This window comes from Fimbriimonadaceae bacterium, assembly GCA_023957775.1.
In the GTDB taxonomy this organism is placed as follows: Bacteria; Armatimonadota; Fimbriimonadia; order Fimbriimonadales; family Fimbriimonadaceae; genus JAMLGR01.
Genome location: JAMLGR010000003.1, coordinates 84,876 through 110,140 on the forward strand (window position 1 = coordinate 84,876; position 25,265 = coordinate 110,140).

Consider the following 25,265-nt stretch of genomic DNA (forward strand, 5'->3'; position numbering starts at 1 on the left):
TCGGACTTGCGTTCAGAGCGCAAAGCGGGCCGCCGCCGTCTCCATGTCCTTGTCCCCGCGGCCGCTCAGGTTGACGAGGATCCGCGTTCCGGGGGGGAACGCGTTGGGGCGCCGAAGGGGTGCCAGCGCGTGCGCGGACTCGAACGCGGGAATGATCCCCTCGCGGGAGGCCAACCATCGGAAGGCCTCGAGGGCCTCGTCGTCGGTGGCGGACTCGTACCCCACCCGCCCGGTGTCCTTCAGATAGGAGTGCTCCGCACCCACCCCGGGGTAATCCAACCCTGCCGACACCGAGTGCGTTCCGATCACCTGCCCGTCCTCGTCCTGCATGAGGTAGCTGTACGAGCCGTGGAGGACGCCCGGCGAGCCGGAGGACAACGGTGCGGCGTGCTCGCCGGTCTCCAGTCCTTGTCCGCCAGCCTCGACACCGATCAACTTCACCGAAGGATCGTCGAGAAAACCGTGGAAGAAACCGATCGCGTTCGAGCCCCCTCCCACGCAGGCGATGCCGACTTCGGGCAACGAGCCGAAGCGTTCGAGATACTGTCGGCGCGACTCCTTGCCGATCACCGATTGGAACTCGCGAACGAGGTAGGGATAGGGGTGGGGTCCCGCGGCGGTTCCAATGATGTAGTGCGTGTTCCCCACGTGGGTCACCCAGTCGCGCATCGCTTCGTTCAGCGCATCCTTCAGGGTGCGGGTTCCGCTGGATACGGGGATCACGCGCGCGCCCATCAGCTTCATGCGGAACACGTTGAGCTGTTGCCGCGCACAATCCTCCTCGCCCATGTACACCTCGCACTCCAGCCCGAAGAGCGCGCACATCGTGGCGGTGGCGACGCCGTGCTGCCCTGCACCCGTTTCCGCGATGATCCGCTTCTTCCCCATGCGCATGGCGAGCAGGCACTGGCCCAGGGCGTTGTTGATCTTGTGGGCTCCCGTGTGGCACAGGTCCTCCCGCTTGAGGCAGATGTCGTACCCCGTTTCCGACGACAGTCGCCGGCACTCGGTGATCGGCGTCGGACGCCCCACGTAATCGCGGGCAAGCCGGTCGAACTCGGCACGAAACTCCGGGTCGGCCCAAGCCCGTTCGAACTCCCCCTCCAGCTCTTCCAAGGCGGGGATCAGGGTCTCGGGGACGTACCGTCCTCCATAAGCTCCAAAGCGGCCGTGGGAGTCGGGGGCAGTGGACATCGGCTTCTATTGTGGCGCACGGGCGGTCTCAGCGAAGCGCCTCGGGATCGGTCGAGGCGACCATCAACGCTCCACCCGCCACCATGGCCGGCAAGAGCAACAGATTGACCAGCGGAACGAGACTCACGATCCCGCAAACCAGCGCAAATCCGGCCCATCCCCGGCAGCGGAACACACGGCCGAACTGGGCGCCAAACGCCAGCCCGCGCTTGAGGAATGCGCAGGAGGTGTAGTCGAGCAACCCCAACCAGCCAACCAGCAGCACGGCGACCGGAACGCACCACCAACCGAACAACAGCGCCAGCATGGCGATCGCGGCGGAGAAGCAGGCCCGCGAGACCGTGTCCCGCACGATCAGGCTGACCGGCAACTTCTTTCGAACGAGAGTCGAGCCCGCCCGCACCTCAATCTCGTCGCTCAGGCGGTCCCAGAGGAACGAACTCAGAACGCCCGCGAGCGCGACGTAAAGCGTTCCTCCCAGCCAGATCCAGACCGCTGCAAACACGCCAAAGCCCAGGAGGCCGGCGAGGACCGAGGCGAATCCAAGCCCTTCCAACCACGCCGCGATCCAAGGGACCAGCAGGAAGCCACCCATCACGAGAAGCGCAGCGAAGAGGGCCCCGGCTTGCAGGAGAGGCTTCCAAGCAAAAGCCCGCAGGCGCGCATCGCCAAACACGAGCGCCAACCCCCGCAAAAAATGCCCCATGCCCTAACCAACGGCGCAGAGCGCATCCAGGTTGCCCAAGGCCCACGGCCTAAGGCCCAAGGCCCAAGGCCCAATGCCCAAGGCCCAAGGCCCAAGGCCAAATGCCCAAGGCCCAAGGCCCAAGGCCAAATGCCCAAGGCCCAAGGCCTAAGGCCCAAGGCCCAAGGCCCAACCCTACCATTCCACGTGCGTCTTGGCGGGTGCGGGCTCCGGGATGCTCTTGACCACCCACTGCCGCAACCCCATCACCACGCCGAACCCCAGCGCGAGGAACAGCAGGCCCCAACCGAACGTCTTGGCCGGGCTTCCCGTGCTCTGTTTCAGATGGGTCGAGGCTTCCGCAAGCACCTTGGCGGCGTTGGGGTCGCTGTGGGTCGTTCCCTGCGCAGAGAGGGCGATGACACCCGCGGCGGCATCGTCCGTCTTGGCCCCCGGCGGCACATAGATCTCGGTGTCTCGAGGCACCATGCCCACCCGGCCGAAGGTCCCTTGGAGCGCTTGCTGCTTGGCCACCTGGTCTTGGGACTGCTCGGGGGTCGCCTTCTGGCCTTTGCGCGGGTCGACGATGCTTCCCCAGGCGGTTCCCACCACCAAGAGGGCGCACAGGGCTCCGAGAATCGCTTGTGTCAGTTTCATGTCCGTCTCCTAGTACTGGGTCAAGCCCCGATCGTGCCAGGTGCTCCGCAACAGGACCGGGCTTCGCGGAAGGGCAAGGTCGATGAGGGGTTGGGCCGTCAACGTTCGTTCCCGGATGCGCGAGTCGTAGTTCATCTCCATGGGAATGCTGAACACGACCATCGCCTCGTCCTTGCTGATCAGGGTGCCGTTGAATTTGACGCCACCGCCGCCCGTGCCGATGTTTCCACCACCGACGAAGTTCGTGTAGAGCACCGCGTCGATCTGGTTCACGCCTTCGGCGATGCTGTTCATGGTCGCGTCGGGGATCACGCTCTTGTAGCGCGGCTTGCCGGACGCGTCGATCTGCAGGGCGTTGAACGCCGGGATCACGTTGCCGTAGTCGTCAAGTCTCGGTTTCGTAAACGGCGGGGTCATGTAAGCCAGCGGGTAGGGGTTGCCGAACGAGTTGGGATTGCCCATCATTACGGAGCCGCGCGCCGCAAGCGCCAACATGTCCTTCTTCTCGTTTGCGTTGTCGATCGCCTGCATGTCGCTTCCGCGGAAATCGGGCGGCGTTTTGTACCGGACGGACCCCACCACGTGCACGTTGCGGCCCGCGTAGATCGTGCCCTGGCCCTGGACGTAGCCTTTGATGACGCAGTCCTGCGTGAACGTGACCGGCCCGTGGATCAACACGGGGTGCGCCGACGTTCCGACGAGCACCGCGGAACCGTCGAGGTTGCCGGCGGAGGTGACGGTGTCGTAGGTGCTTGTGCTCGTGTTCCAGACCTTGACCCAAGCCCCTTGGCCCGCAAACGGATTGGCGGACCCATCCCCGTAGGTGGCCTTCGAGTCCACATAGTTCGTGCTGATGTTCTGGTAGTACTCGAGGTCGCTCAGATCGGGCATGACGACCTCTTCGGTCGGGCTCACGTCGAGCATCGTGGTGGTCGCGGCACCCGTATTCGGGCGCTGCCAAGCCCTCTTGCCGGTCGCGTCCATGATCGCCGCGCCGCTGATCCGGTTGTTCACGATCGTGCCGTCGGACTCGAAGATGAAGTCGCGCCACTGCTCGTAGGTGGAGGACCCCTTGGCGCCGTGAACCGCCGGATTGTACGCCTGGCGCCACCACTGCTGGCTGGCCGCGTTGGCCTGATACGTCGAATCGCTCCACTTCACGGGCGGAGTGTTCACGACGCCCGCGGCGCCGGGGATCAACTTGTCGTTGTTTGCCGCGACCAACGAGCCGTTGATCGTCGGCGACCCGTTGAGGATCGAGAAGTTTCCGTTGGCCCGCATGTCGCCGTTCACCGTCAGCCACGTGGGTTGGAATCCATCCATCCAGCCGTAGTTGTTCACGAAGTAGACGTAGTCGAAGACTTGGGATCGGCTGAGCTGGAACTCCGTTCCCGCATCCACCGTCTTTCGAGGCTCCCCCGCGTCGAGTTGGCCGTTGTTGTTGAGGTCCAGCCACCCGACCGAGCGCACGACCACCTGCCGTCGGTAGGGATCGCCTGGATTGGTGAAGGAGACCACGCCCGCGGCGAAACGGCCGACTCCCGGAATATCGGATGCGACGGCCACCATCGGCGACCCCTCTGAGGCGCCGGTGCAGGCCGCCTCCATCTGCGTGAACGTTTGCGTCACCTTGAAGGGCCGCCAAAGGTCGCGCAACACCGACTGGATGCCCGCCTCGCACAGGTGCGTCGTTTGAGCCTCCGTGGTCATCTTCTTCGAGAGCCGCACCGACGTGGTCGCGCTTCCGATGTAGGAGGAGGTCGCGACCGCGAGCAGCGTCATGACCAAGAAGGTGGTGGCGAGCGCCGCTCCGCGCCGTTTGTTTCGAGGGTGCCGGTTCCTTGGCATGGGGTTTCTCCGTTTAGTTCGTCAATTGAGGGATGTTGCGCAGGTAGATCATTTCGCGGCCCCGCGAGGTCATCGTCTTATGGCGATCGCTGGACATCGTGCTTGTCGCCAGCTTCATCCAGAGCTGGCGCGTGATGGTTCCCGCACCCGGGGTGAACACCCGGTAGGACTGGTTGCCGTCCAGGGGATCCGTGAGGATCACGCCCGAGCAGAGATTGCGGGTGGCGCCGTCCACGACGAGGTTGAGGTCGCTGCCGTTGACCTCGATGCGTCTCGTCACGCCATCCCAAGTCGCCGGAAGAACGAAGTTGCCGTTCTCATCCTTGACCGGTAGGCGGTAGTTCAAGCCGTTGCCGTTCCCGTCCACAGTCACGACCATGGCCTCGCGCAACAGTTTGCTCACCTGCCGAATCGCCTGCTGCGACTGGGTCTCCGAATCGATTCTCGCTTGGCCGCGAGCCCACCCGGCCATTCCAAAGAGGAGAGCCGCCGCGGCACCCATGAGGACGAGAAAGCTGATCACCGAGGCGACCAGCACCTCGACCATGGTGGTGCCCCGTCGTTTGCGTCGCTTCATCGGTTGCCTCTGTTCTTGCTTCATGAACTTCTTGTCAAAGGTTGGCGACCAGGGTCCCCATACGGACGGTCTTGGCGACCCCGCGCATCTGGTAGGTGACGGTCACGGTCACGCGGCGAAGGTCGAGGTCCATCTGCTCGATGAGGACCGTGCCGGTTCCCGACGGCAACACCTGCGCGACGCTGTCCGTCACCCCGGCATCGACGTTGGTGAAGGCGTAGGTGTTCGTCTGGACCGGCGTCGTCGAGTCGATGAGCTGTGCCGACGCGAGTTGCGTCGGCGTCACATTGGCGTATCCCAAAGCCCGGATCGCCTCGAGCTCTTTCTGGGCGAGGTTGGTCGCTTTGTTGTTGAGATCGGCGATCTTCTGGGACCGCGTGGCCGTCGGCATGCTCGCGGCGAGGATCGTCGCGCACACGGCAACCAGGAACACGGCAAAGAGCACCTCAAGGAGCGAGGTCCCCTGTTGAAGCCGTCGTTTGCACGTCATATCCATACAGTCCAATTGCGTACCACATCGCTTCCAAAGAAGCGGAGGGAGTCGGGGCCCGGCGGAGTCCGCCGGGCCAACGGGTGTTCGTTAGGGCAGCGTGTGGCCCAGAGCGGCCGACTGGCTGCAGCTGGGGTTCGTGCCGATGACGGCCACGGTGTACGTGCCGCCGCTCGGGCAGCTCGGCTGCGACTTGATGTACGCAGGAGTGATGTCGGCCCAAGCGCAGGCATCGCCCGTCGTCTTGTTGTTCTCCATCGCCCACTGCTCTTTCGCAGAGTCCATCTGCTTCAAGTTGCCGATGCACGTCTGCTTGCGGCTCGTCTCGCGAGCCTTGATGAAGTTCGGGACTGCGATCGCCAGCAAGATGCCGATGATCAAGACCACGATCATGATTTCAACGAGCGTAAAGCCCTTGGTTTTTCGAATTCGCTTCATTGAGTAACGTCCTCCCAGAAGTTGCGGGTTGCGACCCCGTACAGGACTTTCCACCTCCGAGCGTCCGAGTTCCCAGCAAAATTGCTGGGATTCAGTTCCCTCCATTCGGCGCACCCCACACGCGATCCCGTATGCGATACTGAGACGCTTTGATCCTGCGCGACGCCATCCTTCCTGCCGGGGGACGCCTCGACCCCGAAACGGCCGCCCGTGCCGGCACCGAGGTCAAGGCGCTGGCCTCGTTCGGCGACCAGACGATCCTTGAGCGCACCATCGGTGCCCTTCGCGAGAGCGGCCACGTGCGAAGGATCATCGTCATCGGTCCGACCCTGTTGCAGGGCCACCCCTCCTGTGCCGGAGCCGACGCCGTGCTCGAAGAAGCAGCCACGGGTCCCGACAACATCTTTCTGGGCGTGGACCACCTCGCCGCGCAGGATGACGCCCTCGACGAGATGCTGATCGTCACCACCGACCTTCCCTTCCTATCCGGCGAGATCGTGCGCAGCTATCTGGGGCTTTGCCCCGACGACCGCGAGTTTTGCGTTCCCTTGATCTCTCGCGGAGAGTTCAACGCTCGCTATCCCGGCGCGACCGCGACCTTCGTGACCCTGCGCGACGGCGAGTTCACGGCGGGATGCATGTACGCCGCCAAGCTCGATGCGCTGCGCCGAGCCCGGCCGCACATCGAACGCGTCTTCGAACAGCGCAAGAACAAACTGGGCATGGCGCGGCTTCTGGGGCTTGGCTTCGTTTGGGGCTACCTGCGCCGGACCCTGACCGTGGCGGACATCGAACGAAAGGTCCAGTCCCTGCTCGATTGCCGCGGAGCCGCCATCGCGGGCAGCCCTCCCGAACTCGCCTACGACATCGACGACCTGGAGGATTTCGATTACGCGAGCCGACACGTCGGCGAAGCACGGTGACAACCGGTCGAAGGGAGAGATGGCGTCAACCAACCTCCAGCGCTGGCTAGAGCCACGCATCTGTGCGAAGCGGGGCGAGCCGGCGCGTCCCAAGTCCGTCGGCGAGTTGTTGAGCATCAGCGCGTACTGGCTCGCCACCAACGTGCACTGGACCGCCCTTCTGGTCATCGTGCTGCCGCGCGAAGTCGCCAAACTCTCGGGGTCGAACCAGGCCACGGCTTTGGGGGGCCTGATGAGCATCGGCGCCGCCGTTTCCCTCGTGGTTCCGCTCATCTTCGGGCCGATGAGCGACCGTTGCGCGTCCTGGCTGGGGCGACGCCGCCCGTTCGTGATCTCGGGGACCGTGGTGAACCTCCTGGGTCTCGCCCTGATGTACGAGGGGGCGCGCCTCGCGTCGTTCGTCGGGTTCCTGCTCGGCTATCTCGTCGTCCAGATCGGCAACAACGTGGCGATGGGCGCCTACAACGGCGTGATCCCCGACCTGGTCGAGCCGGGCCAGCGCGGTTTGGCGAGCGGCTTTATGGGCTTGATGACGCAGCTCGGTTCCGCTGCGGGAGTCGTTGGGGCCGGGGTGCTCATGCGCCAGGGCTATGTGCAAGCGACCTATGTGCTGCTCGGCGGAGTCCTCGCCGTGATGTTGGGGGTGACGATTGCTCGCGTTCGCGAGGCTCCCATCGAGCCCGTCGCGCAGCCCTTGCGGTGGAAGCCGTACCTCGCCTCCCTCGTCTCGCCGCTCCGACATCCCGACTTTCGGTGGGTGTGGATCACGCGAGCGTTGGTCATGCTCGGCTTCTACACGGTCCAGCCCTATTTGCAGTACTACCTGCGGGACGTGATCGGCACGCCGGACCCCGTAGGCAGCGCGGCCAAGGTGTTCGTCATCGTCCTGATCGGCGCGACGATCAGCGGCCTCATCGGGGGTTGGCTCTCGGATCGTATCGGCCGCAAGCCCGTCGTTTACGCGGCCAACGTGCTCATGGCAACCATGGCGATTGCCCTCGTCGCGTGCCGGAACTTGGAACAGGCACTTGCCGTCGGCGTCATCTTCGGGCTGGGGTACGGCGCGTACATCAGCGTGGATTGGGCGCTCGGGACGGACGTGCTACCCAGCCAGGAGGACGCCGGAAAGGACATGGCGGTCTGGCACATCGCCATGGTGTTCCCCCAGTCCATCGCCTCGCCCATCGCAGGGGTCGTGCTCGCCGCGTTCGGCCACACCGGCTCGGGCGATTCCACCCGCTATCACGTATCCGGCTACATGGCGATCTTTGGGATCGCCGCCGCGTTCCTCATTCTGGGGGCCGTGCTGCTGCGCCACGTTCGTGGCGCGCGTTGAACCGGGCCAACTGATCTTGTAGGTATCTCGCCTCGGCTTTCGGCAGGAGCATCGTCGGCGGAGGAAACGCGTGGCGGGCCAACACGGGGTCGTTTCGATACACCAGCAGTCCTTCGCGAGCGACCTCGACCGACTCCGAGACCTCCCCCTTTTGACGAAGGACGAGCGAGAGCCACCTCCACGCCCGCAGGACCTGGTCTTGGTCGTCCTCGTCGGTGGGCGGATGCCGCCGGGCGGAGTCCACCACGTCGCGAAGAAGGACCAGAGCCCGGTCGAGATCGCCGGTGCGCGTGATCTCCATCTGTGCCAGATCGGTCTTGAGAAGTTCGCTCCCAGGGTTGGCCTCGATGCCGCGCCGAAGGAAGTCGATGGCCGCCTCGGTCCGCTCCTTGGAATGTTCCCGTCCCAACACGGAGGCACCGACCGCCCAGCCCATCACGAAGTTTGGGTCGGCCCAGGTCATCAGGCGAAAGAGCGGGAGAGACGCTTCGGGATCGCGGTGTTGGTGCCCGCGCATGTCCCGGTACGCCTGGGTCGCCCGATCCAGGTCGCCCAGGATTCCTCGAAAGTCGAACTCCGGGGCGGGAACCACGGTCGTCATTGCCGATTCGTCCATCAGGTGGTCGTGGGCGTCGGCCTCGGCTCCCTCCCGACCGTGCCGATGCTCGCTCTCGGTCATCGGGCGCAACTCAACCCCGTTGTGAAGGTAGAGATCGGCGCGGACCCAGAGCCAGGCAGCGAGGTTCGTGCGAAACTGACCCATGAGCGAGGCCGCGGCGTGGGTCTCCCCTTCCTCCAGCCCCAAACGGGTGTGAGGCTCGTCCCATCGAGCCGCCGCTTGCGGCATCCACCACCCCGCGCCGACGGCGAGCGCCGCACCCATCCAAACGAACTTCACAGGGCCTGCCTCGCGAACCGCGCCCACGCCAAACCGAGTGCCGCGGCCGAGTAGATCAGCGCGTACCCGACCAGCGCGGCGACCACCCAGAGGGGAACCAGTCCCCATCCGTCGTTCGCGACACGGGCGCCCAAATCGAACAAGGCGTACTGCGGCAGGATCGCGTTCACCAGCTTGAAGATCGGCTGGACCGCAGGCCCCGCTCCCTCGTACGCCATCACCAATCCACGGCTGACCAAGCCCGTTCCGAACGCCAGCACCAGGCTCAGCGTCGCCGCGCCCTGGGGGGTCATCCACGTGCTGAGCGCAAGGCTCACGGCACAGAGCACGGCGAGCCCCACCATCTTCAGCAACGCGTACTGGACGAAGGTCGCACCAAAGGTCACGCCGAAGAGGGCGAGTACCCCGGTGGTGAGGGCGATCAGGAGGAAGAACCCGATCCAGGTCACCAGCACGGCGCCCGCGAGTTTTCCAACCAGCAGCTCCAGTCGCGTGACCGGTCGCGCAAGCAGCGGATAGAGGGTGCGCTGCCGAATCTCCTCGGGGAGCATGCGGCTTGAGACGAGCACCGCCGCCACCGAAGAGAACAGCCCCAGCACCGTGACGGCAAGGTCCTTGGCGAACGCTTCCAATCCGTTCAGGCCGAAAAAGCCGAGCGCTCCGGCCGCCGCGACGATCAACATGCCGAGGATGGCCACGACCCACAAGTCCTTGCGACGGATCGACTCCAGCACCACGCCCTTCGCCAAAGCCCAGACGACGCGTCCCTTCATGCCGCCCTCCGAATCGTCTCCACGAAATAGTCTTCGAGCGAACCGTCCTTGGCCACCAGGTCGAGCAGCCTGTGCCCGGATCGGAGGACGCGCTCGGCGGCCTCCAGCAGGTCGGCTTTGGTGCGGCACGCGACCCGCAGGGCCCCAGCCTCGTCGACGCCGGTTGCATCAAGTCCGTCGAGGTCGATCGGTCCGTCGGTGAGAAGCGAGAACGTGCGGAGCTCTTCGCGAAGGGCTCCGAGGGGCCTCTCTTCGACGAGCGCCCCGCGATCGATCACCAAGATGCGATCGCAGAGCATCTCGACTTCGCTCAATTCGTGGCTGGAGAAGAACAGCGTGGCGCCCTGCGCCTGCTTCTGCCGAAGGATCGCCCTCAGCTCGCGTCGACCCACGGGGTCCAGTCCGCTGGTCACCTCGTCGAGCACGAGCAGCTCCGGCGAGCCGAGCAGGGCTTGGGCGATGCCGACGCGCTGGAGCATGCCCTTGCTGAGGTGTCGATTCTGCTTCCGGCCCACCGCGCCCAGCCCGAGGGTGTCCAGCAACTGGGCGGCCTCGTCGCGCAGGGCGCGGCCTCGCAATCCCTGGAGCTCGCCGTAAAGGACCAGCGTTTCCAGCGGGGTCAGGTAGGGATAGTAGAGCGCGACCTCGGGCAAGTAGCCGGTCCGCGCTTTCGCTTCGCGCGAACCCGCCGGGAGACCGAAGACCTGGCACGTGCCCGCGCTGGGGGGCACAAACCCCATCAGGGCCTTGAGCGTCGAGCTCTTGCCCGCCCCGTTGGGCCCGAGGAAACCCACGACTTCGCCTGGTTCGACGCGGAAGCTCAAGCCGCGCACGGCCTCCAGGCGCGCACCCCGCTTGGTGCGGTAACACACGCGGAGGTTCTCCGCATAAATGGCAGGGGTCTCAGGCACACCGCAATTGTCGGCGAACGGCGCCATTCCTTCAGATCGCCCCCGATCGGATCGCGCGCCAGCGATGGGTAACCTCGCGGCATGTCCCGCGCGCATCATCAAGATATCCGCGTCGGCACGCTGGCCCCGATGGACCGCGGCGCCGACTACCTCCGGCAAGTCCTCCCCCACGGCTTCGAATCGTTCGAACTGACCCTCTGGCAGTACGTGGGAAACGTGAATCTCGAGGAGACGGCCAAGGCCGTGATCGACGTGTGCGGAGACGACGCCGTCATCAGCAGCGTGGGCATCTATGGAAATCCGCTGCAGGACGAGAAGTGCGCCACGGACTGGGAACGCGTCATCCGGGCGGCGCCGCTCTTCGGGGCCGGCGTGGTGTGCGGGTTCGCGGGAGCGCTGGAGGACCGGCCGGTGGACGAGAGCATGCCCAAGTTCAAGGAGGTGTTCGGACGTCTGGCGAAACTCGCCGAGGACGCCGGCGTGAAGATCGCGTTCGAGAACTGCGACATGGGCGGGACTTGGGAGCGTCCCCACTTCAACATCGCCCATTCCCCGCGCGCTTGGGAGATGATGTTCGACGCGGTTCCCGGCGATACCCTGGGCCTGGAGTGGGAGCCGTGCCACCAGATGGTCTCGCTGATCGATCCGATCGCGCAGTTGCGCCAGTGGGTGGGGCGGGTGCACCACGTGCACGGCAAGGACGCGACCGTCGCGTGGGACGTGATCGAGCGTTCGGGCCTGCGCGGCGGCGAGACCTACGTGTGGCACCGGACGCCTGGATTCGGCGACACGAACTGGACCGACGTGATCACGATCCTCAGACAGGGTGGTTTCGAAGGTGCGATCGACATCGAGGGATGGCACGACCCGATCTACCGCGACGAACTTGAGATGACGGGCCAGGTCTACGCGTTGCAGTACCTGCAGGCATGCCGCGGCGGCGATTACATCGAAAACCCGAAGTAAGGGACGCAAAGACCGCCCAGGGCAACGCTGGAGGGGACTTGCAAACCTTCCGATACTGCCTGCAGGGCGTCATGGACAACAAGTTGATCTGGCTCGGGATGTTCGTCGGCAGCACGGTCGGCGGCTATGCGCCGATGCTTTTCGGAGCCGACATGCTCTCGATGTGGTCGATCGTAGGCTCGTTTGTGGGCGGGATCGCCGGCATCGTGGCCGCGAACAAGCTCGGGGATTGGTAATGGAAACCCCGCTAACCTGAAAGCGCCTTGGCCAGCAGGGAGTGGAAGTGGTGGGTCCCCACCTCCTGGGTCGGCGAGTACCGGCCCCTGTGATAGAGCCTCGACCGGAGCCCGCGCTGCGTCGCCTCCACGACAGACTCGTCCTCCCGCTCCACGCGGTCCAGGTCTCCGCCGGCGCCCTGATCGAGCAGGGACGGATCCCACACGTAGGGCAGGAACGAAACGCGCGTTCGATCCGGACCGAGCGGCCGCACGACGTTCATCGATATCCCCCACGGGTACACGTTGACCATCGTGTTGGGGAACAGCCAGAAGTAGTACGCGGCGATGCGTTGTCCCTCGTCGGGATGCCCCGCGGGCAGTTCGAACGCCGGCTCGCCGTCCGCCGCGACTCCCACTTGGAGGTTGCACGTGTCGAAGCACTCGGTGCGGTACTGGGACACGTCGAGCGACTGGCTCAAGCCCGGGTGGATGAAGGGGATGTGGAACGCCTCGAGGTAGTTGTCCACGTACAGCGCCCAGTGCGCGCGCATCGCGTACTCCTTGGCGCGGCTCGGTTCGAAGGTCGCCCGGTCGATCGGGAGGAACCCGACCCGGGCCTCGACGGGCGCGAGCAGGGCCTCGAGGGTCTGCGCCGGATCGAGCGATGCGAAGAGGAGCCTCCGCCAGGTGCCAAAAGGCACTTTGGGAAGGTGGTCGGCCTCGCTCGGAAACCCCTCGACGCCCTCGAAGGAGGGCATGCTCTGGAAGCAGCCGTCCAACCCGAACCGGCGACCGTGATAGCGGCACCGCAGGAACTTCTCGTGTCCCGGGCACTCGGCGACGAGGTTGCCGCGATGGGTGCACACGTTCGAGAGGCAGTGGAGCGCGTCGTCGCGATCCCGGGTCAGCAGCAGGGGCTCGTCAAGGCAACCTTCGAGCAAGGTGAACGGGTGGATCTGCCCGGGAACGCGCACCAGATCCGTGTCCCCGAGAAACTGCCAACTGCGGGCGAACACCAACTCCCGGCACGCGGCAAACGCCTCGGGGTCCTTGTAGAACGCCGCAGGCGGAGTGCTGGCCTTGGCGATGTCCGCGTCGATCGCAAAGGTCCAACTCATCGCGCCTCGAACACCGTGTGCGTGTCGATGAGGATGGCGAGCAGATGCATGCGCGTATGGTAGCGCAAACGCCCGGTAAACTCCCCCTTCGCATGAAGCTTCACGAATACCAGTCCAAAGACCTCCTCGCTCGCTACGGCGTGCCCGTCCCCGGCGGAGACGTGGCGGAGAACGCCGCCGACGCCCGCGCGATCGCCGAGAAGTTCGGAGGCAAGGTCGTGGTGAAGGCCCAGGTCCTCATGGGCGGCCGAGGCAAGGCCGGCGGCGTCAAGTTGTTCGACGACGCGGGTGCTGCGGGCGATTTTGCGGGCGAGCTGATCGGCAAGCGTCTCGTGAGCATCCAAAACCCCACCGGCATGGTCGTGGAGAAGGTGCTCGTCGCCGAACAGATCGACATCGCCGAGGAGTACTACGTGGCGGTGCTGCTCGACCGCGCGATCCAGCAGAACATCGTCATGCTCTCGGCTCGCGGCGGCATGGAGATCGAACAGGTCGCCGAAGAGGATCCCGACGCCATCGTGCGCATCCCGGTCGATCCCGCGTGGGGCCTGGACGACTTCCAGCTCCGCAAGGCCGTCGCGGACGCCCGACTGCCCAAGGCCGCGCGCGGCCAGATGATCGCGATGATCAAGAAGCTGGTGAAGGCCTACATCGAGAGCGACGCGGAGATGGTGGAAATCAACCCCTGCGCCCTCACCCCGGACGGACGTCTGCTCGCCGCCGACGCGAAGGTTTCCATCGACGACAACGCCCTGTTCCGCCACCAAGGCTACGCGGACACGGCGGACGAGAGCGCGGAAGATCCCATCGAGGCCGAGGCCTCGCGCCGCGGCATCGCCTATGTGCGGCTGGGCGGCGACATCGGCATCATCGGAAACGGAGCAGGGTTGGTCATGTGCTCGCTCGACGAGGTGAACGGCGCCGGCGGAAGGCCCGCGAACTTCCTCGACGTCGGCGGCGGAGCGCAGGCCGAGCGGGTCAAGGCCTGTGTCCAGCTCATCTTGATGGACGAAGGGGTCAAGGGGCTGCTGATCAACATCTTCGGCGGCATCACGCGCTGCGACGAAGTCGCCCGGGGCATCCTCGCGGCGTTCGACGAGCTCAATGTGACGATCCCCGTGGTCGCCCGCATCGAGGGGACGGCGGCCGAGCAGGGTCGCGCCCTGTTGGAGGGCTCCCGCATCGTCCCAGCGGAGACGATGCAGGAAGCCGCCGGCAAGATCGTCCAGTTGGCCTACGCGTAGGAAGCGTCAGCCCAAGGCGACTTGGAGGTCTTTCTTCAGGAGCGCCCTGGCGCGGAAAAGCCAGCTCTTGATCGTGCCTTCCGGCTTGTTCAGCTCGAGTGCGATCTCGTTGACGTCCATGTGCCGGAAGTGGCGCATGAAGATGATGCGGCGGTACTTCTCGGGAAGCCGACTGATCGCCTCGTGCACCTCGTCTCTCTCGATGCTCTCGCTGGCCCGCTCGTCGAGCGACTCGCCACCGTCTTGCAGCATGTACTCGTGCTGCTCGAGCGGGTCGCCGCTTCGTTTGCGGTTGCGCACCGCGTCCACGCAGCAGTTAGCGCAGATGCGGCACAGCCACGGCCGGATCGGGCGCTCGGGATCGAAGTCCTTCAGCGCCCGGTACGCCTTGACCAGCGTCTCCTGAACGGCGTCGTGCGCATCGTCGGAGTTGCGCAACATGCGTAGGGCCAAGCTTTGGAGGGTCGGTCGATAGAGATCGACCAGCAACTCGAAAGCCACCGACTCGCCAAGGGCTGCACGATAGATCAGGTGTGCCTCCCAGCTCATCAACCGCGGCGAACAAGTTTTCATCTCTTCAACGCGCTCGTTGCGCGCCTCGATCCCATTGTATCGGGACTTGAAGGGCCTTGGTGAGGAAATCGTGCTGGTTAGGTCCATCGGCTCATTGCCCGTCCCAAGGAGCAGACGTACCGGACCCCGCCAAAGATCCCTCGCCTGAGCGTGGGAGCGTTGCGTGCCGATCATTTGAGACAAGATGGCCGCACGGAAGCTTGTATACCATCTCATGGTCTTGTCGCCGATGCTCACGCTGGGCTGCATCGCGCTCGAGACCCGGGTCTTTGCCGAACCTTGGGACGAAGATCCCGTCGTTCCAGCGATCGAGCGCGGCATCACCGCGTACGTCGACGTGCTGAGGCTGACCCAGCAGGATCTCTCGGTCGGAACGCCCACGCCCGAGCGCATCCGGGCCATCGCCGATCTTTGGATCGAGGGACGTGAGGCGGGACGGCTGAAGCCTCTGCCCCCGAGAACCTACGAAGACCTCCCGCGAGACGGCGCCCGGGGCCAGATCTTCGAAGGCCGGGGACTCGTTCTCTCCCAACTCCACGCGCTCATTCGCGCGGACATGGCGCGCCTGGACTTCGACGCGGCTGCGGACGACTGCCTCCGGGCGCTCGAGGTCGCCGAGACGCTCAAGTACTCGGAACTCACGACCGTTGGCGCGTCGACCATCGACCAGCGGGTGACCCTGACCCAGTTGGAAGAGATCCTGCCCCACCTGGCGCCGGACCGCGCCGCACAGGTTCGCGATCATCTGCGGGTCTTGCGCGACCGGCAGCAGCCTCTCGACAAGCTGGTGAGTCTCAGTCGCCAACAGTTCCTGGACGCCACGAGGCGCAGGAGCACCTCGCCGGTCTCTCAGTCGGACGTCCACCACTTGGGCAAGATCGACTCGATGATGGAGACCGACGCGAGTCCCCAGCGCGTGATCCAGGAGATCAAGGCTTCGCTTGTGGTGTCCAACGGGCGGGACATGCCGCTCTACCTCTCCAGCATCAAAATGGGGCTCCAATCGCAGGAGCTTCTCCGCGAGCGGTTCGACTCGCTGCTGGGCAAGACCTGACCAAGCAAAGAAGGCGCTCCCTCCATTGGGAACGCCTTCTGCGAAACTGGGTGCGGGGACAGGATTTGAACCTGTGACCTCCGGGTTATGAGCCCGACGAGCTACCAGACTGCTCCACCCCGCGGTCTAGCGTGGATTATGGCGCATCATCCGGCTCCGTGTCAACGTCCTCGCGGCGAGGTCGCGACCGGTACGCCTGGATCAGTTTGAAGGCGGCGAGCGCGATCCCAAGATAGGGCGACAGCTTCTCCAACCGCTTCGTGGAGGAGGAAGTGAGGCCGGCCACCGCTCGGACGATCGTGGACGTGCCGCCCTCGACCGTCGACATGGCTCCTTTGGCGCTGCTCGAGAACCCCTTGAGGTCCGTCGCGATGGCATCGACTTTCCCCGTCAGGGTTTCGACCCGCTCGGCGATGGCGGCCAACTTCGGTTGGAGGGCGCGCACGGTCTTCAGCAACATCAGCACGCCGTAGGCGAGCAGAACAAACGCCACCGCGTTGACGATGAAAGCGAACGCGGACAAGACCAGCCACCAGGTGGGCAACTCGTTCATTGGACAACCTCGAGCTCGAGTCGGACCGTCCCCAGTTTCGGCAACGTGATCGGAACGGTTACTTCTCCCTCGACGCTCCCATACGTTTTACCCAGGAACCCGATCCGCTCGCCCCAAAGTCCGCGCACGCGGACGTCGGCGCGCACGTCTCGATCGGACGGATTCTCCATCGTCACGTGCGCCCATCGCTTGCGAAGGTCGAGCGTCACCTCGCGAATGAGCCCGAACGACGCGCGAAACTCCGCGCCGATCTGCCGCATGACGACGCGCCGCATCACGCCGTCCCACGGCCGCACCGTGTACGAGTCGTCGCCCGCCTCGAAGTGGCAACCGAAGGTGTACACGCCGTAGTCGCGGTTTGGGAGCACGTACGAACCCGCGAAGCGAAGGTAGTCGAACAGGGCCGCCCCCACATCTCCGGTGAGCACGCTGAAACCGTGGTGCCGAGACGCCGCGTCTGGGCAGAAGCCCATCGACGCCGCGCCGTCCGCCCGGACGAGCGCCCAGACCCCCAGCATGCCGCCGAACGCGAGCCTCAATGCGCCATCGGACACAAATGCGTAGTCGCGGTCGAGCGCGTTGAAGAAGATCCCCGAATTGCCGGGCGTGTGCCCTCCGAGGCAAAGCTCGCCATGGTCGATGACGATCGGAAAATCCGCACCGTCGGGGTCCTCCCAGAGCCGCTTGTCGCTGCCGTACCACCACCAGCACGGCGCGAGGGAGCGGGCCGCAAGCGCGCAACGCACCGCGCGTTCCCGCTGCCCCTCGTCCCGCAGGAAGCGCGCGGTGGCGAAGGCCTCGCCGAAACCGGAACCGTCCGAGCCGAAGGGGAATCGGTGGCGCAGCAGGTCGCGGGCCCGACCCTCGATCCGCGTGCGCAGGGCGGCGGCCTCCTCCGACGTCCCTTCGCGCTCCAGCTCCTCGAGAAGCTCGAACACCGAGGCGTATCCGGGGATCCCCGTGTGGCTGTTGCGGCTCGAAACCGCGTACCGAAAGAGCGCCATCCACGTGCGCCACGCGAGACGCCGGTACCCGGCGGCATCGTGCGCCAACCCCCCGTAGTGCTGGGCGATGCGGGCCAACGATTGGTACAAGTTCGCCACGCGGGGATACATGTTCGCCCGGCCGAAGTTGAGCGCAACCGAACCGATTTCGCCCAGCGTGCTCCCCACGGCGCCGTCCGCGGGATTCTGGACGTCGTCCTGGAGGAACTCCGTGACGAAGGCGTCCAAGGTCGCGATTTGGGTGCGATCGGGGTAGATCGCGTTCTTCTCCGCGAGAAAGAGGGCGTCGCTCAGGCTTCCCTCCAGGGCGAACGCGCTGCCGTAAGCCTCGTACTGGTCGAACTTCTCGCCCGACTCCACATCGGTCATCACGAGCGCCCGGTAGAGCGTGGAGCGCGGGTCGTCGCACTGCTGGTTGGCGACGATCCAATCGGCGCGCGCTTTGACCAACGACTCGATGTTCTCCGTGAACAGCAGGTGGGACGTGCTGGTTCGACCCTTCGTGTCCTCGACCGTGAGCTTGATGGGACCCGACTGCTTGGGGCGGATGAAGCAGAAGCCGCCGTCCTCGTCGGAGTCCGTCTCGAGCTCGGCGTCCCGGCTCACATAGAACGACGTGGGCGTCGTGCCGGCGATCTCGACCGCCACGCCGACGTCGACGGGGGCGACGGCCCCCGGCAACAGCTTGATCACGGGCTGCCCGCAGAACTGGAGGGCTTGCAGCGCCCCGTCCGGTCCGCGTTCCGCAGGCACGAAGCGGGTCTGGACCGTTCGCGAATCCCCCGCCTCGAGAACCAGCGACGTGTGGTCGAAGAACCACGTGGACCACTTCTCGCGCTCCACGGCCGCCCGACTGTAGACGTACACCACCGGGATGCCTTCCCAGCGGAAGTGCGTGTTCAACGAGGCCGGCACGTGGTTGAAGAACTCCCACGTCGTATCGGTGCCCGGGAAGACGACCAAGCCGGGCAGATCCCCGGAGAGACGCTGGGCGAAGAGGTGGCTGGCCGATCCGCCCACGAACTTGTGCACGTGGACCTTGTCCATGAACATGGCCCGCGAATCGCCATCGCCCGGCGTAGGGCTCTCGTACAGGTTGTTCAGGGCCATGGGAAAGGCGAGTTCCCCGATCTCGATGCTGACCCGCCCGCGGTTGTGGAGCGTCACGTCCCAACAGATCTGGGGCAAGGCGCCGGGCACCTCGTAGAACGCTCCCGTGGCCTCGATTTCGGGCAGCAGGGGGAAGTGGTACTGGAACGCGACGCGCAAGGGGTCGCCTCCCTCCTCGTCTTCGTCGCCGATGGGCAGGGCCGAGACGTTGCGGCTGAGGATCCACGGCTCTTCGGTGCGCGTTCGCGCGCCAAGGAGGATCGTGCCCGGGAAGTAGTCCTCGGCGAACTCGCCGCCAAAGGTGATGGGGCTGAGGATGAACTCGAACTCGTCGCGCTCTTCAGGCAGGTCGGGATCCGCCGCCCAAAGCTGCTGGATGCGTCCACCGGCGCCAAACTCCATCGTGATGAGGGAGCCCGTCAGTTCGGGGCGATCAAGGCCGAATTCGTCCATCGGGGTGCGCGCAGTGTACCGCTCCCCCTTGTAGACTGGCGGCATGCGCCCCCTCCGCGTCACCGTCCTCGGTTCGGGAAACATCGCCACGTCGGTGACGCTGGTCGCCTCGCTGGCCACCTACTTCGGCGAACACCCCCTCGAACTCCTGTTTTGGGACGCGGACGAGGAGCGGGCGGACCTCTTCGACCGGTTCGCACGGTTGTGCTTCACCGTGGCCCGCTCCGCGCACGAGTTGGAGACCGTGACCGAGCCGGAGGAGGCGTTGGAAGCGGCCGACCGCGTGCTCGTCGCGGTCGACGAGAACTGCGCCCAGAAGTTCCTGAAAGGACGCGCCGAGGGCCGGGCGCCCGACCGGGTGGAGATCGCGGTGGAGCGGCTTCTTCAGAACGTGCCCGACACGGTTCCCGTGTTCGATTTGGTCGGCGCGGTTTCTCCGCTGCGCGCGCGCACCTCGCGGACCGACCGGTGGCCGTACATGCCCGAAGGTCTCGCGCTCCAGACGCGTCCGCACCAGATTCTCCGCTGGATCAGGGGCGAGGAGTACGTGAACGAGCTGCTGGCACGCAACGAGCAATCCCCGTTGAAGGCGTGGCTGGACCAGCTCGAGCAGTCCGAAATCTAGCCGGCACCGACGGGTTCGCCCTCGTGGGACAGGATGCTGGCGTGGCGCACCAGCTCTCCCGCGATGGACCGGAACGCCTGCGCCGGCTTGCCCTCCGGGTTCGCTAGCAGCGCCGGGCGACCGTCGTCGGATGCCGCGCTGATCCCCGGGTCCAGCGGAACCGAGCCGAGGAAGGGCACGCCGTGGCGGGCCGCCAACTCCTCGCCGGAGAGCCCCGAGAAGATCTGGCTCACCTCGCCGCAGCTCGGGCAGACGAAGCCGGCCATGTTCTCCACGACGCCGAGGATCGGCGCGTTCAGGCGGCGGAAGAGCTGGACGGACTTGCCCGCGATGTTCGCGGCCACGTGTTGGGGGGTCGCGACGATCACGACGCCGGTCAGCGGCACGAGCTGCGCCAGCGACATGGGCGCGTCGCCGGTTCCGGGCGGGAGGTCCACCAGCAGGTAATCGAGTTCGCCCCACTCCACGTCCGTGAGGAGCTGTTTGACCGTACCTGCGACCATCGGTCCCCGCCACATCACCGCGGAGTCGTCCTCCAAAAGGAACCCCAGGGACATCAGGCTCAATCCGTGGCGTTCGATCGGCATGATCTTCGCCCCATCGGTGGTCGGCCGTTCGGAGCAGCCCATCATCAAGGGGATGCTGGGTCCGTAGACGTCGGCGTCGAGCAGGCCCACGCGGGCTCCGCGCTGGGCGAGCGCGATGGCGAGGTTGAGGGTCACCGTGGACTTGCCGACGCCGCCTTTGCCGGAGGCCACCGCGATGCACTGCTTGACGAGAGGGATCAGGTCTCCCGTGTTTGCGGTTCGATCGCGCACGCGCGCCGTCATCTCCACCTCGACGTGGTCGACCCCTTCGACGGCGGCGAGGGCCTCCTCGCACTGCGATTGAAGGAGCTCGCGGACGGGGCAGGCGGGCGTCGTCAGTTCGATCGTCGCCTTGACGCGGCCCGCGTCGATCTCGAGATCCTTGACGAATCCCAAGGTCACGATGTCCCGGTGCAGATCGGGGTCTTGGACGGCTCGCAAGGCATCCAACAGGGCATCTTTCGAGGGGGACATGCCTTCGATGTTACCAGTCGCCCTCCCGAGACGGACCGAAACAACCCGAGGACCGGTATCGTCTAAGACCGTATGAGGTTCCGAAGCATCGTCCCCGCCATTCTCGTCCTCGCGTTGGGCACCGCACTCCCGGCGCAGGCGGACTGGCTCAAGCCGAGCAAAGCCGACCAGGTCAAGCTGGGGCAGCGCGCCGCCGAGGACATCCGCAAGAAGGAGAAGGTGCTTCCCGCGACCGATTGGCGCGTCGAGACGTTGCGCCGGATCGCGTCCAAACTCCTCCACGCCCTACCCGCGGGCGCCAAGAAGGAGCCTTGGCAGTACTCGTTCGACGTCATCGACAGCAAGGAGATCAACGCCTTCGCGCTCCCGGGCGGCCCGGTGTTCTTCTACACGGGCCTGTTCGATCTGTTGAAAACGGAAGACCAGGTCGCCGGCATCTTGGCGCACGAGCTCACGCACGTGCGCAAGGAGCACTGGGCCTCCGCCTACGCCGACTACCAGCGGCGCCAACTCGGCCTGACCGCGATCCTGATCTTCCTGCAGCCCAACGACACCCTCACCAACGTGCTCAGCATCGGCAACGACCTCATCCTCGGCCTCCCCTACTCCCGCCGCAACGAAACGGAGGCGGACGAGATGGGTGTGGATCTGATGGCCGAAGCCGGCTACAACCCCGAGGGGCTCGCGGACTCGTTCCGCACTTTGCAGGAGAAGTCGAAGGGCCAGAACGCGCCGGAATTCCTGAGCACGCACCCGGATGACAAGAACCGGATTCAGAAGATTCAGGACCGGGCGGCAAAGATGCACCGCACCTTCCCTCCCCAAACACCTCTGAAGGGCTAGGCGAGCTCCCCCTGGGAGTGCGCGAGCTTGCTCGTCGCCTTCCCCAAAGCCGCAAGCCGCGAGTCGGTCTCCCCCTGGGAGTGCGCGAGCTTGCTCGTCGCCTTCCCCAAGAGCCGCAAGCCGCGAGTCGGTGTCGGTCAGTCGCTTCCCCGCCACTCGAAGGCTCGCTCGGCGACCTCCCGCGAACGCTCGAACACGAGGCGCGTCAGCTCGTTCCACACGTGGTACACCTCGGGAAGCTCCTCCATGGTCACGAACTGACGGCCCCTCGACTCCTCCTGGAGTCCGATCTCGGTCAGGCCTTCGACGTTGGCGGCGTAGCAGTCCGCCCAGCGCACCTCGCGCCGGTCGCGCATCTCGTAGCACCCGAAATACTGGGCGTCGGCAAGGAGGGCGCCCGCCTCTTCCAACGTCTCCCGGCGGACCGCTTCGAAGGAGCTCTCATCGGGTTCCACCCGCCCGCTGGGCACACACCAGCCGCGTCCCGCGATGTCGCACACCAAGACCTTCGCATCCATCCACGCAAAGACCAGGACCGCGAACGAGCGAAGGGGAGGGCGGTAGGGGGCCGCGTGGAAACGGAGGACCTGTCGGCCGTACTTGCCGTCCGGAAAGTGCCTCATACGGCCGAAGTCCAGTCCTCTTTGCCGTGGGCTCCGGACTTCGGCCGGGCGAAGATCCCGCCGATGACGATCACGACGATCGGGGCGACCGCGAGGACGAAGGACCAGAACGAGAAGAAGACGATTTTGCCCCGGACCTCCTCGAGCGGCACCGAACCGAAGACGCGGCTGTCCTCGGATTCAGGGCGGTTGTCGCCGAGCACGTAGATCTGGCCCTGGGGCACGACGTACGGGCCTTGGGTCACGGCGTAGTTCGTGGGGATCCACGCGTAATCCACCACCTCGCCGGGCATCCGGTACACGCGCTTGATGATCGTGTCGTGGGCCGCCTCCTCGCGGATGACGACGATGTCTCCCCGCTTGATCGGTCCGACCAACCAATAGGCTTTGCACGACCAGAGATTCCGACCGTTCTTGAGCGTCGGCTCCATCGAAACGCCCGACACGACGACCTTTTGGAAGTTGAAGAACCAGAACATGAGGAACGCCAAGGCGTAGATGAGCACCAGCGTGAATCCGGTCAGCGCCCATTTGCTTGATCTCCTCATACACCCTTTCCCGGCATGCCAACGGGTTCCGGCATCGTCCGCTATACTGGAAGGCGCACCGAATGGGCCGCATCGACCATGCAGAGCGTCCTCAACAGCATATCCCAACACTCGGCCGTACTGCTTCTGGCGCTCATCGTCACGACAGTGGGCCTCGCGGCAGTCTGCGCGATCCTCGCCAACCGGGTGGCGCGCATGAGGTCGCGCCTGCGATCGCTGCTCGAAGGGGCGCGCGGCGAGAACCTCGAGCGGATGCTGATGGACCATCTTTCGGAGCGCCTGGAGCTTCAGGAGGGGGTGGAAGACCTGGAGAAGCGGATGGGCAAGGCCGAAGCCAAGCTCCTGACCACCAAGCGCCACATCGGCCTCGTGCGTTACAACGCGTTCGAGGACGTGGGCGGGCAACAGAGCTTTGCGCTCGCGGTCTTTGACGACAACGGCGACGGCGCACTCGTCACGAGCCTGGTCGGACGGGCGGAGTGCCGCGTCTACTGCAAACCCCTTTTGGGCGGAAGGTCGGAAAGGAACCTCTCGCAAGAAGAGCAAAGGGCGATCCGGGAGGCGCTCAGCAGCGAGCCAAAATCCATCCTCTCGTCATGAGCAGCTTCCCCGACGACAAGGTGCTGATCGCGCGTGCGCAGTCGGGCGACCGGGACGCTGTGGACACGCTGATCCGCAAACACGAGCGACGCGCCTACCAGTACGCGTTTCGGCTGACGCCCAACCCCGACGAGGCGTCCGACATCGTCGCCGACGCCTTCGTTCGCGTCTATGGGGCGCTTAAGAATTTCAAGGGCCAGAGCGCGTTCACCACGTGGCTGTACCGCATCTTGACGAACTGCTTCCTGGACAGCCGCAAGCGGGAGAAGAGCCGGGCGACGGTCAGCCTCGAGGCGACCCTGGTGACCTCGGAGGGCGAGCTGGATCGGCAGGTCGAGGACCCGGGGGAGGACCCTCACGACCTCTCCCTTCGCAACGAGCGGGAGCGGTTGATGCAGGTGGCGGTGGGCCAGTTGCCGGACTACCAACGAGCGATGATCGTGATGTACCACGTCGAGGCGCTCTCTTACGAAGATATCGCGGAGGCGTTGGACTTGCCCATCGGGACGGTCAAGAGCCGACTGAATCGGGCGCGGCTGTCGCTGCGGGAACTTCTTGTGAAAGACGAGGAACTTTTCCGAGCCTAGGCAGTCAAAGAGACCAGAGAAGACGAGGTCTATAGGGAAAATGAACGCCACCAAGGCAAAGGAGTTTTTCTCCGCATACTACGAAGGGTCGATCGACGCCGGACTGAAGCAGTCGTTCGAGCGCCGCCTCGCCGCCGATGCCGACCTTCAGGCCGAGTACCAGGCTTTCGCGCGGGCCATGGCCGAACTCGATGCCATCCGCGAGATCGAGATCGCGATCCCCGACGACCTCCACGAGCGCATTCAAGCCCGCCTCGACAAGCACGTCTTCGACCAGAAACGCTCCTCCCAACCCGCGCTGCTCTCGTGGTGGAGGCCCCTCGCCATCGCCGCCGTGGGCGCTTTGGCGATCTTTGGCGCCGTCCAATCGCTGACCAATAAGGGCGGAGGTCTCATGACGGGCGACGTCCTGTCGCCGAAGCCGGCCGAGGTCCCCCTCCGCGTGGAATCGATCGATGGCGTTCCCACGCTCTTCTACCGCCCCGCCGAGAAGCACACGTTGATCGTGCGCAATGTGTCGGACGGCACTGAGCGTGAGAGGCTCGAAGTCGATGGCCGGTTGCTGCGAAGCGAACTGCGCAACTCCGGAGCGTCGGCGAGCTTGGTCAGCATCGACGTCGGCGACGGCACCGTCCCGATGATGGTCGCCATTCCCGGTCGGCAACCGACGTCGCACGCGACGGGCCAGGGCACGATCCGGGAGTTCGTGCTGGCTCTGGCAGATCACTACCGCACCCCGGTGACCTTGCAGACGGGCAGTCCCGACCGCACGGTGGTGTGGGACTTCACCTCGACCGATCCTCTCGCCGACGCGGCGAAGGCGTTGAAGGACACCCGGTTCTCGGTGGAGCAGCGCTACTCCGGCGTGCTCACGATCCAAGAGCACGAGTAGATTTCCTCCCGCCTCACAGCGGGGCGCCCCCCTCGCGTCCCGCTCCCTTCCTCTACGGTAACCTGCTGTTATGCGCTGGTTGGATGGAGTGTTGATCGCTTTTGGCATCGTGAACCTGCTCGGGGGGCTCTACGGCTACTTCGGCGCGGGGAGCATGATGTCTCTGATCGGTGGGGTCGGGACCGGCATCGTCGTGATCGCCGGCGCCGCTCTTGCCAAGAGCCATCCGTCGGCGGGCTATGGCTTGGCCACCGTGGGAACGCTGCTCGTCGGCATCATGATGCTGAAGCGCTATCTGGAGACCCAGAAGGTGATGCCCGCGCTGATGCTGACCGTGCTGTCCGCCGTCGTGCTGGTGTGCCTCGTCGTCGGCCACTTCGCGGCGCGCAAACCCGCTTAAGTCAGAGGGGTTCCTTCGTCATCGAGCGGCACGCCCGTCGAGCGGGCGTGGCACCCCATCTGC

At 65.4% G+C, this 25,265-nt stretch carries 29 protein-coding genes and 1 tRNA gene; 12 read left to right on the forward strand and 18 right to left on the reverse strand.

Features of this window, described 5'->3' with window-relative positions; genetic code table 11:
- Positions 1-12 precede the first annotated feature (12 nt).
- The 7 genes from trpB to M9921_03470 form a co-directional block, all read right to left on the reverse strand.
- On the reverse strand, positions 13-1,194 hold the full coding sequence (gene trpB / locus M9921_03440) for a tryptophan synthase subunit beta (protein MCO5295889.1): 1,182 nt from the start codon (positions 1,192-1,194) through the stop codon (positions 13-15).
- 28 nt (positions 1,195-1,222) lie between these two features.
- Positions 1,223-1,900: an EI24 domain-containing protein gene (locus tag M9921_03445; protein ID MCO5295890.1), complete on the reverse strand. Its 678-nt coding sequence runs from the start codon at positions 1,898-1,900 to the stop codon at positions 1,223-1,225.
- A gap of 174 nt (positions 1,901-2,074) precedes the next feature.
- Entirely contained in the window at positions 2,075-2,536 is a 462-nt protein-coding gene (locus tag M9921_03450; protein MCO5295891.1) for a hypothetical protein, read from the reverse strand.
- A 9-nt stretch (positions 2,537-2,545) separates the two neighbouring features.
- Positions 2,546-4,384: a hypothetical protein gene (locus M9921_03455; protein ID MCO5295892.1), complete on the reverse strand. Its 1,839-nt coding sequence runs from the start codon at positions 4,382-4,384 to the stop codon at positions 2,546-2,548.
- 13 nt (positions 4,385-4,397) lie between these two features.
- Positions 4,398-4,961 carry a type II secretion system GspH family protein gene (locus tag M9921_03460; GenBank protein MCO5295893.1) on the reverse strand — a complete coding sequence of 188 codons (564 nt, stop codon included), beginning with the start codon at positions 4,959-4,961 and terminating at the stop codon, positions 4,398-4,400.
- A gap of 34 nt (positions 4,962-4,995) precedes the next feature.
- Positions 4,996-5,451: a hypothetical protein gene (locus tag M9921_03465; GenBank protein MCO5295894.1), complete on the reverse strand. Its 456-nt coding sequence runs from the start codon at positions 5,449-5,451 to the stop codon at positions 4,996-4,998.
- 90 nt (positions 5,452-5,541) lie between these two features.
- On the reverse strand, positions 5,542-5,889 hold the full coding sequence (locus tag M9921_03470) for a prepilin-type N-terminal cleavage/methylation domain-containing protein (protein MCO5295895.1): 348 nt from the start codon (positions 5,887-5,889) through the stop codon (positions 5,542-5,544).
- Between the two features lie 149 nt (positions 5,890-6,038).
- Here M9921_03470 and M9921_03475 point away from each other — a divergent pair, with 149 nt between their 5' ends.
- Positions 6,039-6,812: an NTP transferase domain-containing protein gene (locus M9921_03475; protein MCO5295896.1), complete on the forward strand. Its 774-nt coding sequence runs from the start codon at positions 6,039-6,041 to the stop codon at positions 6,810-6,812.
- A gap of 19 nt (positions 6,813-6,831) precedes the next feature.
- Entirely contained in the window at positions 6,832-8,148 is a 1,317-nt protein-coding gene (locus tag M9921_03480; GenBank protein MCO5295897.1) for an MFS transporter, read from the forward strand.
- Here M9921_03480 and M9921_03485 read toward each other — a convergent pair.
- The 3 genes from M9921_03485 to M9921_03495 are packed head-to-tail and all read right to left on the reverse strand — an operon-like array spanning position 8,102 to position 10,730.
- On the reverse strand, positions 8,102-9,046 hold the full coding sequence (locus tag M9921_03485) for a hypothetical protein (GenBank protein MCO5295898.1): 945 nt from the start codon (positions 9,044-9,046) through the stop codon (positions 8,102-8,104). The genes M9921_03480 and M9921_03485 overlap by 47 nt on opposite strands.
- Positions 9,043-9,819: an ABC transporter permease gene (locus M9921_03490; protein ID MCO5295899.1), complete on the reverse strand. Its 777-nt coding sequence runs from the start codon at positions 9,817-9,819 to the stop codon at positions 9,043-9,045. Before M9921_03490 ends, M9921_03485 begins: the two co-directional genes overlap by 4 nt.
- Positions 9,816-10,730, reverse strand: a complete 915-nt coding sequence (locus M9921_03495) for an ABC transporter ATP-binding protein (GenBank protein ID MCO5295900.1) — start codon at positions 10,728-10,730, stop codon at positions 9,816-9,818. The genes M9921_03490 and M9921_03495 overlap by 4 nt, the downstream gene beginning before the upstream one ends.
- Before the next feature lie 81 nt (positions 10,731-10,811).
- Between M9921_03495 and M9921_03500 the strand changes: the two genes are divergently transcribed.
- Positions 10,812-11,696 carry a sugar phosphate isomerase/epimerase gene (locus M9921_03500; protein MCO5295901.1) on the forward strand — a complete coding sequence of 295 codons (885 nt, stop codon included), beginning with the start codon at positions 10,812-10,814 and terminating at the stop codon, positions 11,694-11,696.
- A 38-nt stretch (positions 11,697-11,734) separates the two neighbouring features.
- Entirely contained in the window at positions 11,735-11,932 is a 198-nt protein-coding gene (locus tag M9921_03505) for a hypothetical protein (GenBank protein ID MCO5295902.1), read from the forward strand.
- A gap of 11 nt (positions 11,933-11,943) precedes the next feature.
- On the opposite strand, the gene M9921_03510 is transcribed toward M9921_03505, so the two are convergent.
- Positions 11,944-13,032, reverse strand: a complete 1,089-nt coding sequence (locus tag M9921_03510; GenBank protein MCO5295903.1) for an aromatic ring-hydroxylating dioxygenase subunit alpha — start codon at positions 13,030-13,032, stop codon at positions 11,944-11,946.
- A gap of 92 nt (positions 13,033-13,124) precedes the next feature.
- Here M9921_03510 and sucC point away from each other — a divergent pair, with 92 nt between their 5' ends.
- Positions 13,125-14,276, forward strand: a complete 1,152-nt coding sequence (gene sucC / locus M9921_03515; protein ID MCO5295904.1) for an ADP-forming succinate--CoA ligase subunit beta — start codon at positions 13,125-13,127, stop codon at positions 14,274-14,276.
- Between the two features lie 6 nt (positions 14,277-14,282).
- Here the strand turns inward: sucC and M9921_03520 are convergent, their stop codons facing one another.
- The gene (locus M9921_03520) at positions 14,283-14,849 is read right to left on the reverse strand and encodes a sigma-70 family RNA polymerase sigma factor (GenBank protein ID MCO5295905.1); all 567 of its coding nucleotides are present in this window, start codon (positions 14,847-14,849) and stop codon (positions 14,283-14,285) included.
- A 184-nt stretch (positions 14,850-15,033) separates the two neighbouring features.
- On the opposite strand from M9921_03520, the gene M9921_03525 reads away from it, so the two are divergent.
- A complete protein-coding gene (locus M9921_03525) occupies positions 15,034-15,903 on the forward strand; it encodes a hypothetical protein (protein ID MCO5295906.1) in 870 nt (289 codons plus the stop codon).
- Between the two features lie 47 nt (positions 15,904-15,950).
- Here M9921_03525 and M9921_03530 read toward each other — a convergent pair.
- The 3 genes from M9921_03530 to M9921_03540 form a co-directional block, all read right to left on the reverse strand.
- A tRNA-Met gene (locus tag M9921_03530) sits at positions 15,951-16,027 on the reverse strand.
- 12 nt (positions 16,028-16,039) lie between these two features.
- Positions 16,040-16,456, reverse strand: coding sequence for a DUF948 domain-containing protein (locus tag M9921_03535; protein MCO5295907.1), 417 nt, complete (start codon positions 16,454-16,456; stop codon positions 16,040-16,042).
- The gene (locus tag M9921_03540; protein MCO5295908.1) at positions 16,453-19,023 is read right to left on the reverse strand and encodes a DUF5695 domain-containing protein; all 2,571 of its coding nucleotides are present in this window, start codon (positions 19,021-19,023) and stop codon (positions 16,453-16,455) included. The genes M9921_03535 and M9921_03540 overlap by 4 nt, the downstream gene beginning before the upstream one ends.
- 43 nt (positions 19,024-19,066) lie before the next feature.
- On the opposite strand from M9921_03540, the gene M9921_03545 reads away from it, so the two are divergent.
- Complete coding sequence (locus tag M9921_03545; protein MCO5295909.1) at positions 19,067-19,648, forward strand: hypothetical protein; 582 nt, start codon at positions 19,067-19,069, stop codon at positions 19,646-19,648.
- On the opposite strand, the gene M9921_03550 is transcribed toward M9921_03545, so the two are convergent.
- Complete coding sequence (locus M9921_03550) at positions 19,645-20,709, reverse strand: Mrp/NBP35 family ATP-binding protein (protein MCO5295910.1); 1,065 nt, start codon at positions 20,707-20,709, stop codon at positions 19,645-19,647. The genes M9921_03545 and M9921_03550 overlap by 4 nt on opposite strands.
- A gap of 72 nt (positions 20,710-20,781) precedes the next feature.
- Between M9921_03550 and M9921_03555 the strand changes: the two genes are divergently transcribed.
- Positions 20,782-21,552: a M48 family metalloprotease gene (locus tag M9921_03555; protein MCO5295911.1), complete on the forward strand. Its 771-nt coding sequence runs from the start codon at positions 20,782-20,784 to the stop codon at positions 21,550-21,552.
- 137 nt (positions 21,553-21,689) lie between these two features.
- Here M9921_03555 and M9921_03560 read toward each other — a convergent pair whose 3' ends face one another.
- On the reverse strand, positions 21,690-22,175 hold the full coding sequence (locus M9921_03560; GenBank protein MCO5295912.1) for an NUDIX domain-containing protein: 486 nt from the start codon (positions 22,173-22,175) through the stop codon (positions 21,690-21,692).
- On the reverse strand, positions 22,172-22,723 hold the full coding sequence (lepB, locus tag M9921_03565) for a signal peptidase I (protein MCO5295913.1): 552 nt from the start codon (positions 22,721-22,723) through the stop codon (positions 22,172-22,174). The genes M9921_03560 and lepB overlap by 4 nt, the downstream gene beginning before the upstream one ends.
- Before the next feature lie 15 nt (positions 22,724-22,738).
- Between lepB and M9921_03570 the strand changes: the two genes are divergently transcribed.
- From M9921_03570 to M9921_03585, 4 genes are all read left to right on the forward strand, one after another.
- Positions 22,739-23,323, forward strand: a complete 585-nt coding sequence (locus tag M9921_03570) for a DUF4446 family protein (protein ID MCO5295914.1) — start codon at positions 22,739-22,741, stop codon at positions 23,321-23,323.
- A complete protein-coding gene (locus M9921_03575) occupies positions 23,320-23,910 on the forward strand; it encodes a sigma-70 family RNA polymerase sigma factor (GenBank protein MCO5295915.1) in 591 nt (196 codons plus the stop codon). Before M9921_03570 ends, M9921_03575 begins: the two co-directional genes overlap by 4 nt.
- Before the next feature lie 40 nt (positions 23,911-23,950).
- Positions 23,951-24,802, forward strand: a complete 852-nt coding sequence (locus M9921_03580; protein MCO5295916.1) for a hypothetical protein — start codon at positions 23,951-23,953, stop codon at positions 24,800-24,802.
- A gap of 70 nt (positions 24,803-24,872) precedes the next feature.
- Positions 24,873-25,202: a TMEM14 family protein gene (locus tag M9921_03585; protein ID MCO5295917.1), complete on the forward strand. Its 330-nt coding sequence runs from the start codon at positions 24,873-24,875 to the stop codon at positions 25,200-25,202.
- Positions 25,203-25,265: the final 63 nt, after the last annotated feature.

Excerpts from the sequence above, each read along its gene's own strand:
- trpB (MCO5295889.1), bottom strand. The coding sequence starts at position 1,194 with ATGTCCACTGCCCCCGACTCCCACGGCCGCTTTGGAGCTTATGGAGGA.
- M9921_03445 (MCO5295890.1), bottom strand. The coding sequence starts at position 1,900 with ATGGGGCATTTTTTGCGGGGGTTGGCGCTCGTGTTTGGCGATGCGCGC.
- M9921_03450 (MCO5295891.1), bottom strand. The coding sequence starts at position 2,536 with ATGAAACTGACACAAGCGATTCTCGGAGCCCTGTGCGCCCTCTTGGTG.
- M9921_03455 (MCO5295892.1), bottom strand. The coding sequence starts at position 4,384 with ATGCCAAGGAACCGGCACCCTCGAAACAAACGGCGCGGAGCGGCGCTC.
- M9921_03460 (MCO5295893.1), bottom strand. The coding sequence starts at position 4,961 with ATGAAGCGACGCAAACGACGGGGCACCACCATGGTCGAGGTGCTGGTC.
- M9921_03465 (MCO5295894.1), bottom strand. The coding sequence starts at position 5,451 with ATGACGTGCAAACGACGGCTTCAACAGGGGACCTCGCTCCTTGAGGTG.
- M9921_03470 (MCO5295895.1), bottom strand. The coding sequence starts at position 5,889 with ATGAAGCGAATTCGAAAAACCAAGGGCTTTACGCTCGTTGAAATCATG.
- M9921_03480 (MCO5295897.1), top strand. The coding sequence starts at position 6,832 with ATGGCGTCAACCAACCTCCAGCGCTGGCTAGAGCCACGCATCTGTGCG.
- M9921_03490 (MCO5295899.1), bottom strand. The coding sequence starts at position 9,819 with ATGAAGGGACGCGTCGTCTGGGCTTTGGCGAAGGGCGTGGTGCTGGAG.
- M9921_03500 (MCO5295901.1), top strand. The coding sequence starts at position 10,812 with ATGTCCCGCGCGCATCATCAAGATATCCGCGTCGGCACGCTGGCCCCG.
- M9921_03510 (MCO5295903.1), bottom strand. The coding sequence starts at position 13,032 with ATGAGTTGGACCTTTGCGATCGACGCGGACATCGCCAAGGCCAGCACT.
- sucC (MCO5295904.1), top strand. The coding sequence starts at position 13,125 with ATGAAGCTTCACGAATACCAGTCCAAAGACCTCCTCGCTCGCTACGGC.
- M9921_03520 (MCO5295905.1), bottom strand. The coding sequence starts at position 14,849 with ATGAAAACTTGTTCGCCGCGGTTGATGAGCTGGGAGGCACACCTGATC.
- M9921_03525 (MCO5295906.1), top strand. The coding sequence starts at position 15,034 with ATGGCCGCACGGAAGCTTGTATACCATCTCATGGTCTTGTCGCCGATG.
- M9921_03535 (MCO5295907.1), bottom strand. The coding sequence starts at position 16,456 with ATGAACGAGTTGCCCACCTGGTGGCTGGTCTTGTCCGCGTTCGCTTTC.
- M9921_03540 (MCO5295908.1), bottom strand. The coding sequence starts at position 19,023 with ATGGACGAATTCGGCCTTGATCGCCCCGAACTGACGGGCTCCCTCATC.
- M9921_03545 (MCO5295909.1), top strand. The coding sequence starts at position 19,067 with ATGCGCCCCCTCCGCGTCACCGTCCTCGGTTCGGGAAACATCGCCACG.
- M9921_03550 (MCO5295910.1), bottom strand. The coding sequence starts at position 20,709 with ATGTCCCCCTCGAAAGATGCCCTGTTGGATGCCTTGCGAGCCGTCCAA.
- M9921_03555 (MCO5295911.1), top strand. The coding sequence starts at position 20,782 with ATGAGGTTCCGAAGCATCGTCCCCGCCATTCTCGTCCTCGCGTTGGGC.
- M9921_03560 (MCO5295912.1), bottom strand. The coding sequence starts at position 22,175 with ATGAGGCACTTTCCGGACGGCAAGTACGGCCGACAGGTCCTCCGTTTC.
- lepB (MCO5295913.1), bottom strand. The coding sequence starts at position 22,723 with ATGAGGAGATCAAGCAAATGGGCGCTGACCGGATTCACGCTGGTGCTC.
- M9921_03570 (MCO5295914.1), top strand. The coding sequence starts at position 22,739 with ATGCCAACGGGTTCCGGCATCGTCCGCTATACTGGAAGGCGCACCGAA.
- M9921_03575 (MCO5295915.1), top strand. The coding sequence starts at position 23,320 with ATGAGCAGCTTCCCCGACGACAAGGTGCTGATCGCGCGTGCGCAGTCG.
- M9921_03580 (MCO5295916.1), top strand. The coding sequence starts at position 23,951 with ATGAACGCCACCAAGGCAAAGGAGTTTTTCTCCGCATACTACGAAGGG.
- M9921_03585 (MCO5295917.1), top strand. The coding sequence starts at position 24,873 with ATGCGCTGGTTGGATGGAGTGTTGATCGCTTTTGGCATCGTGAACCTG.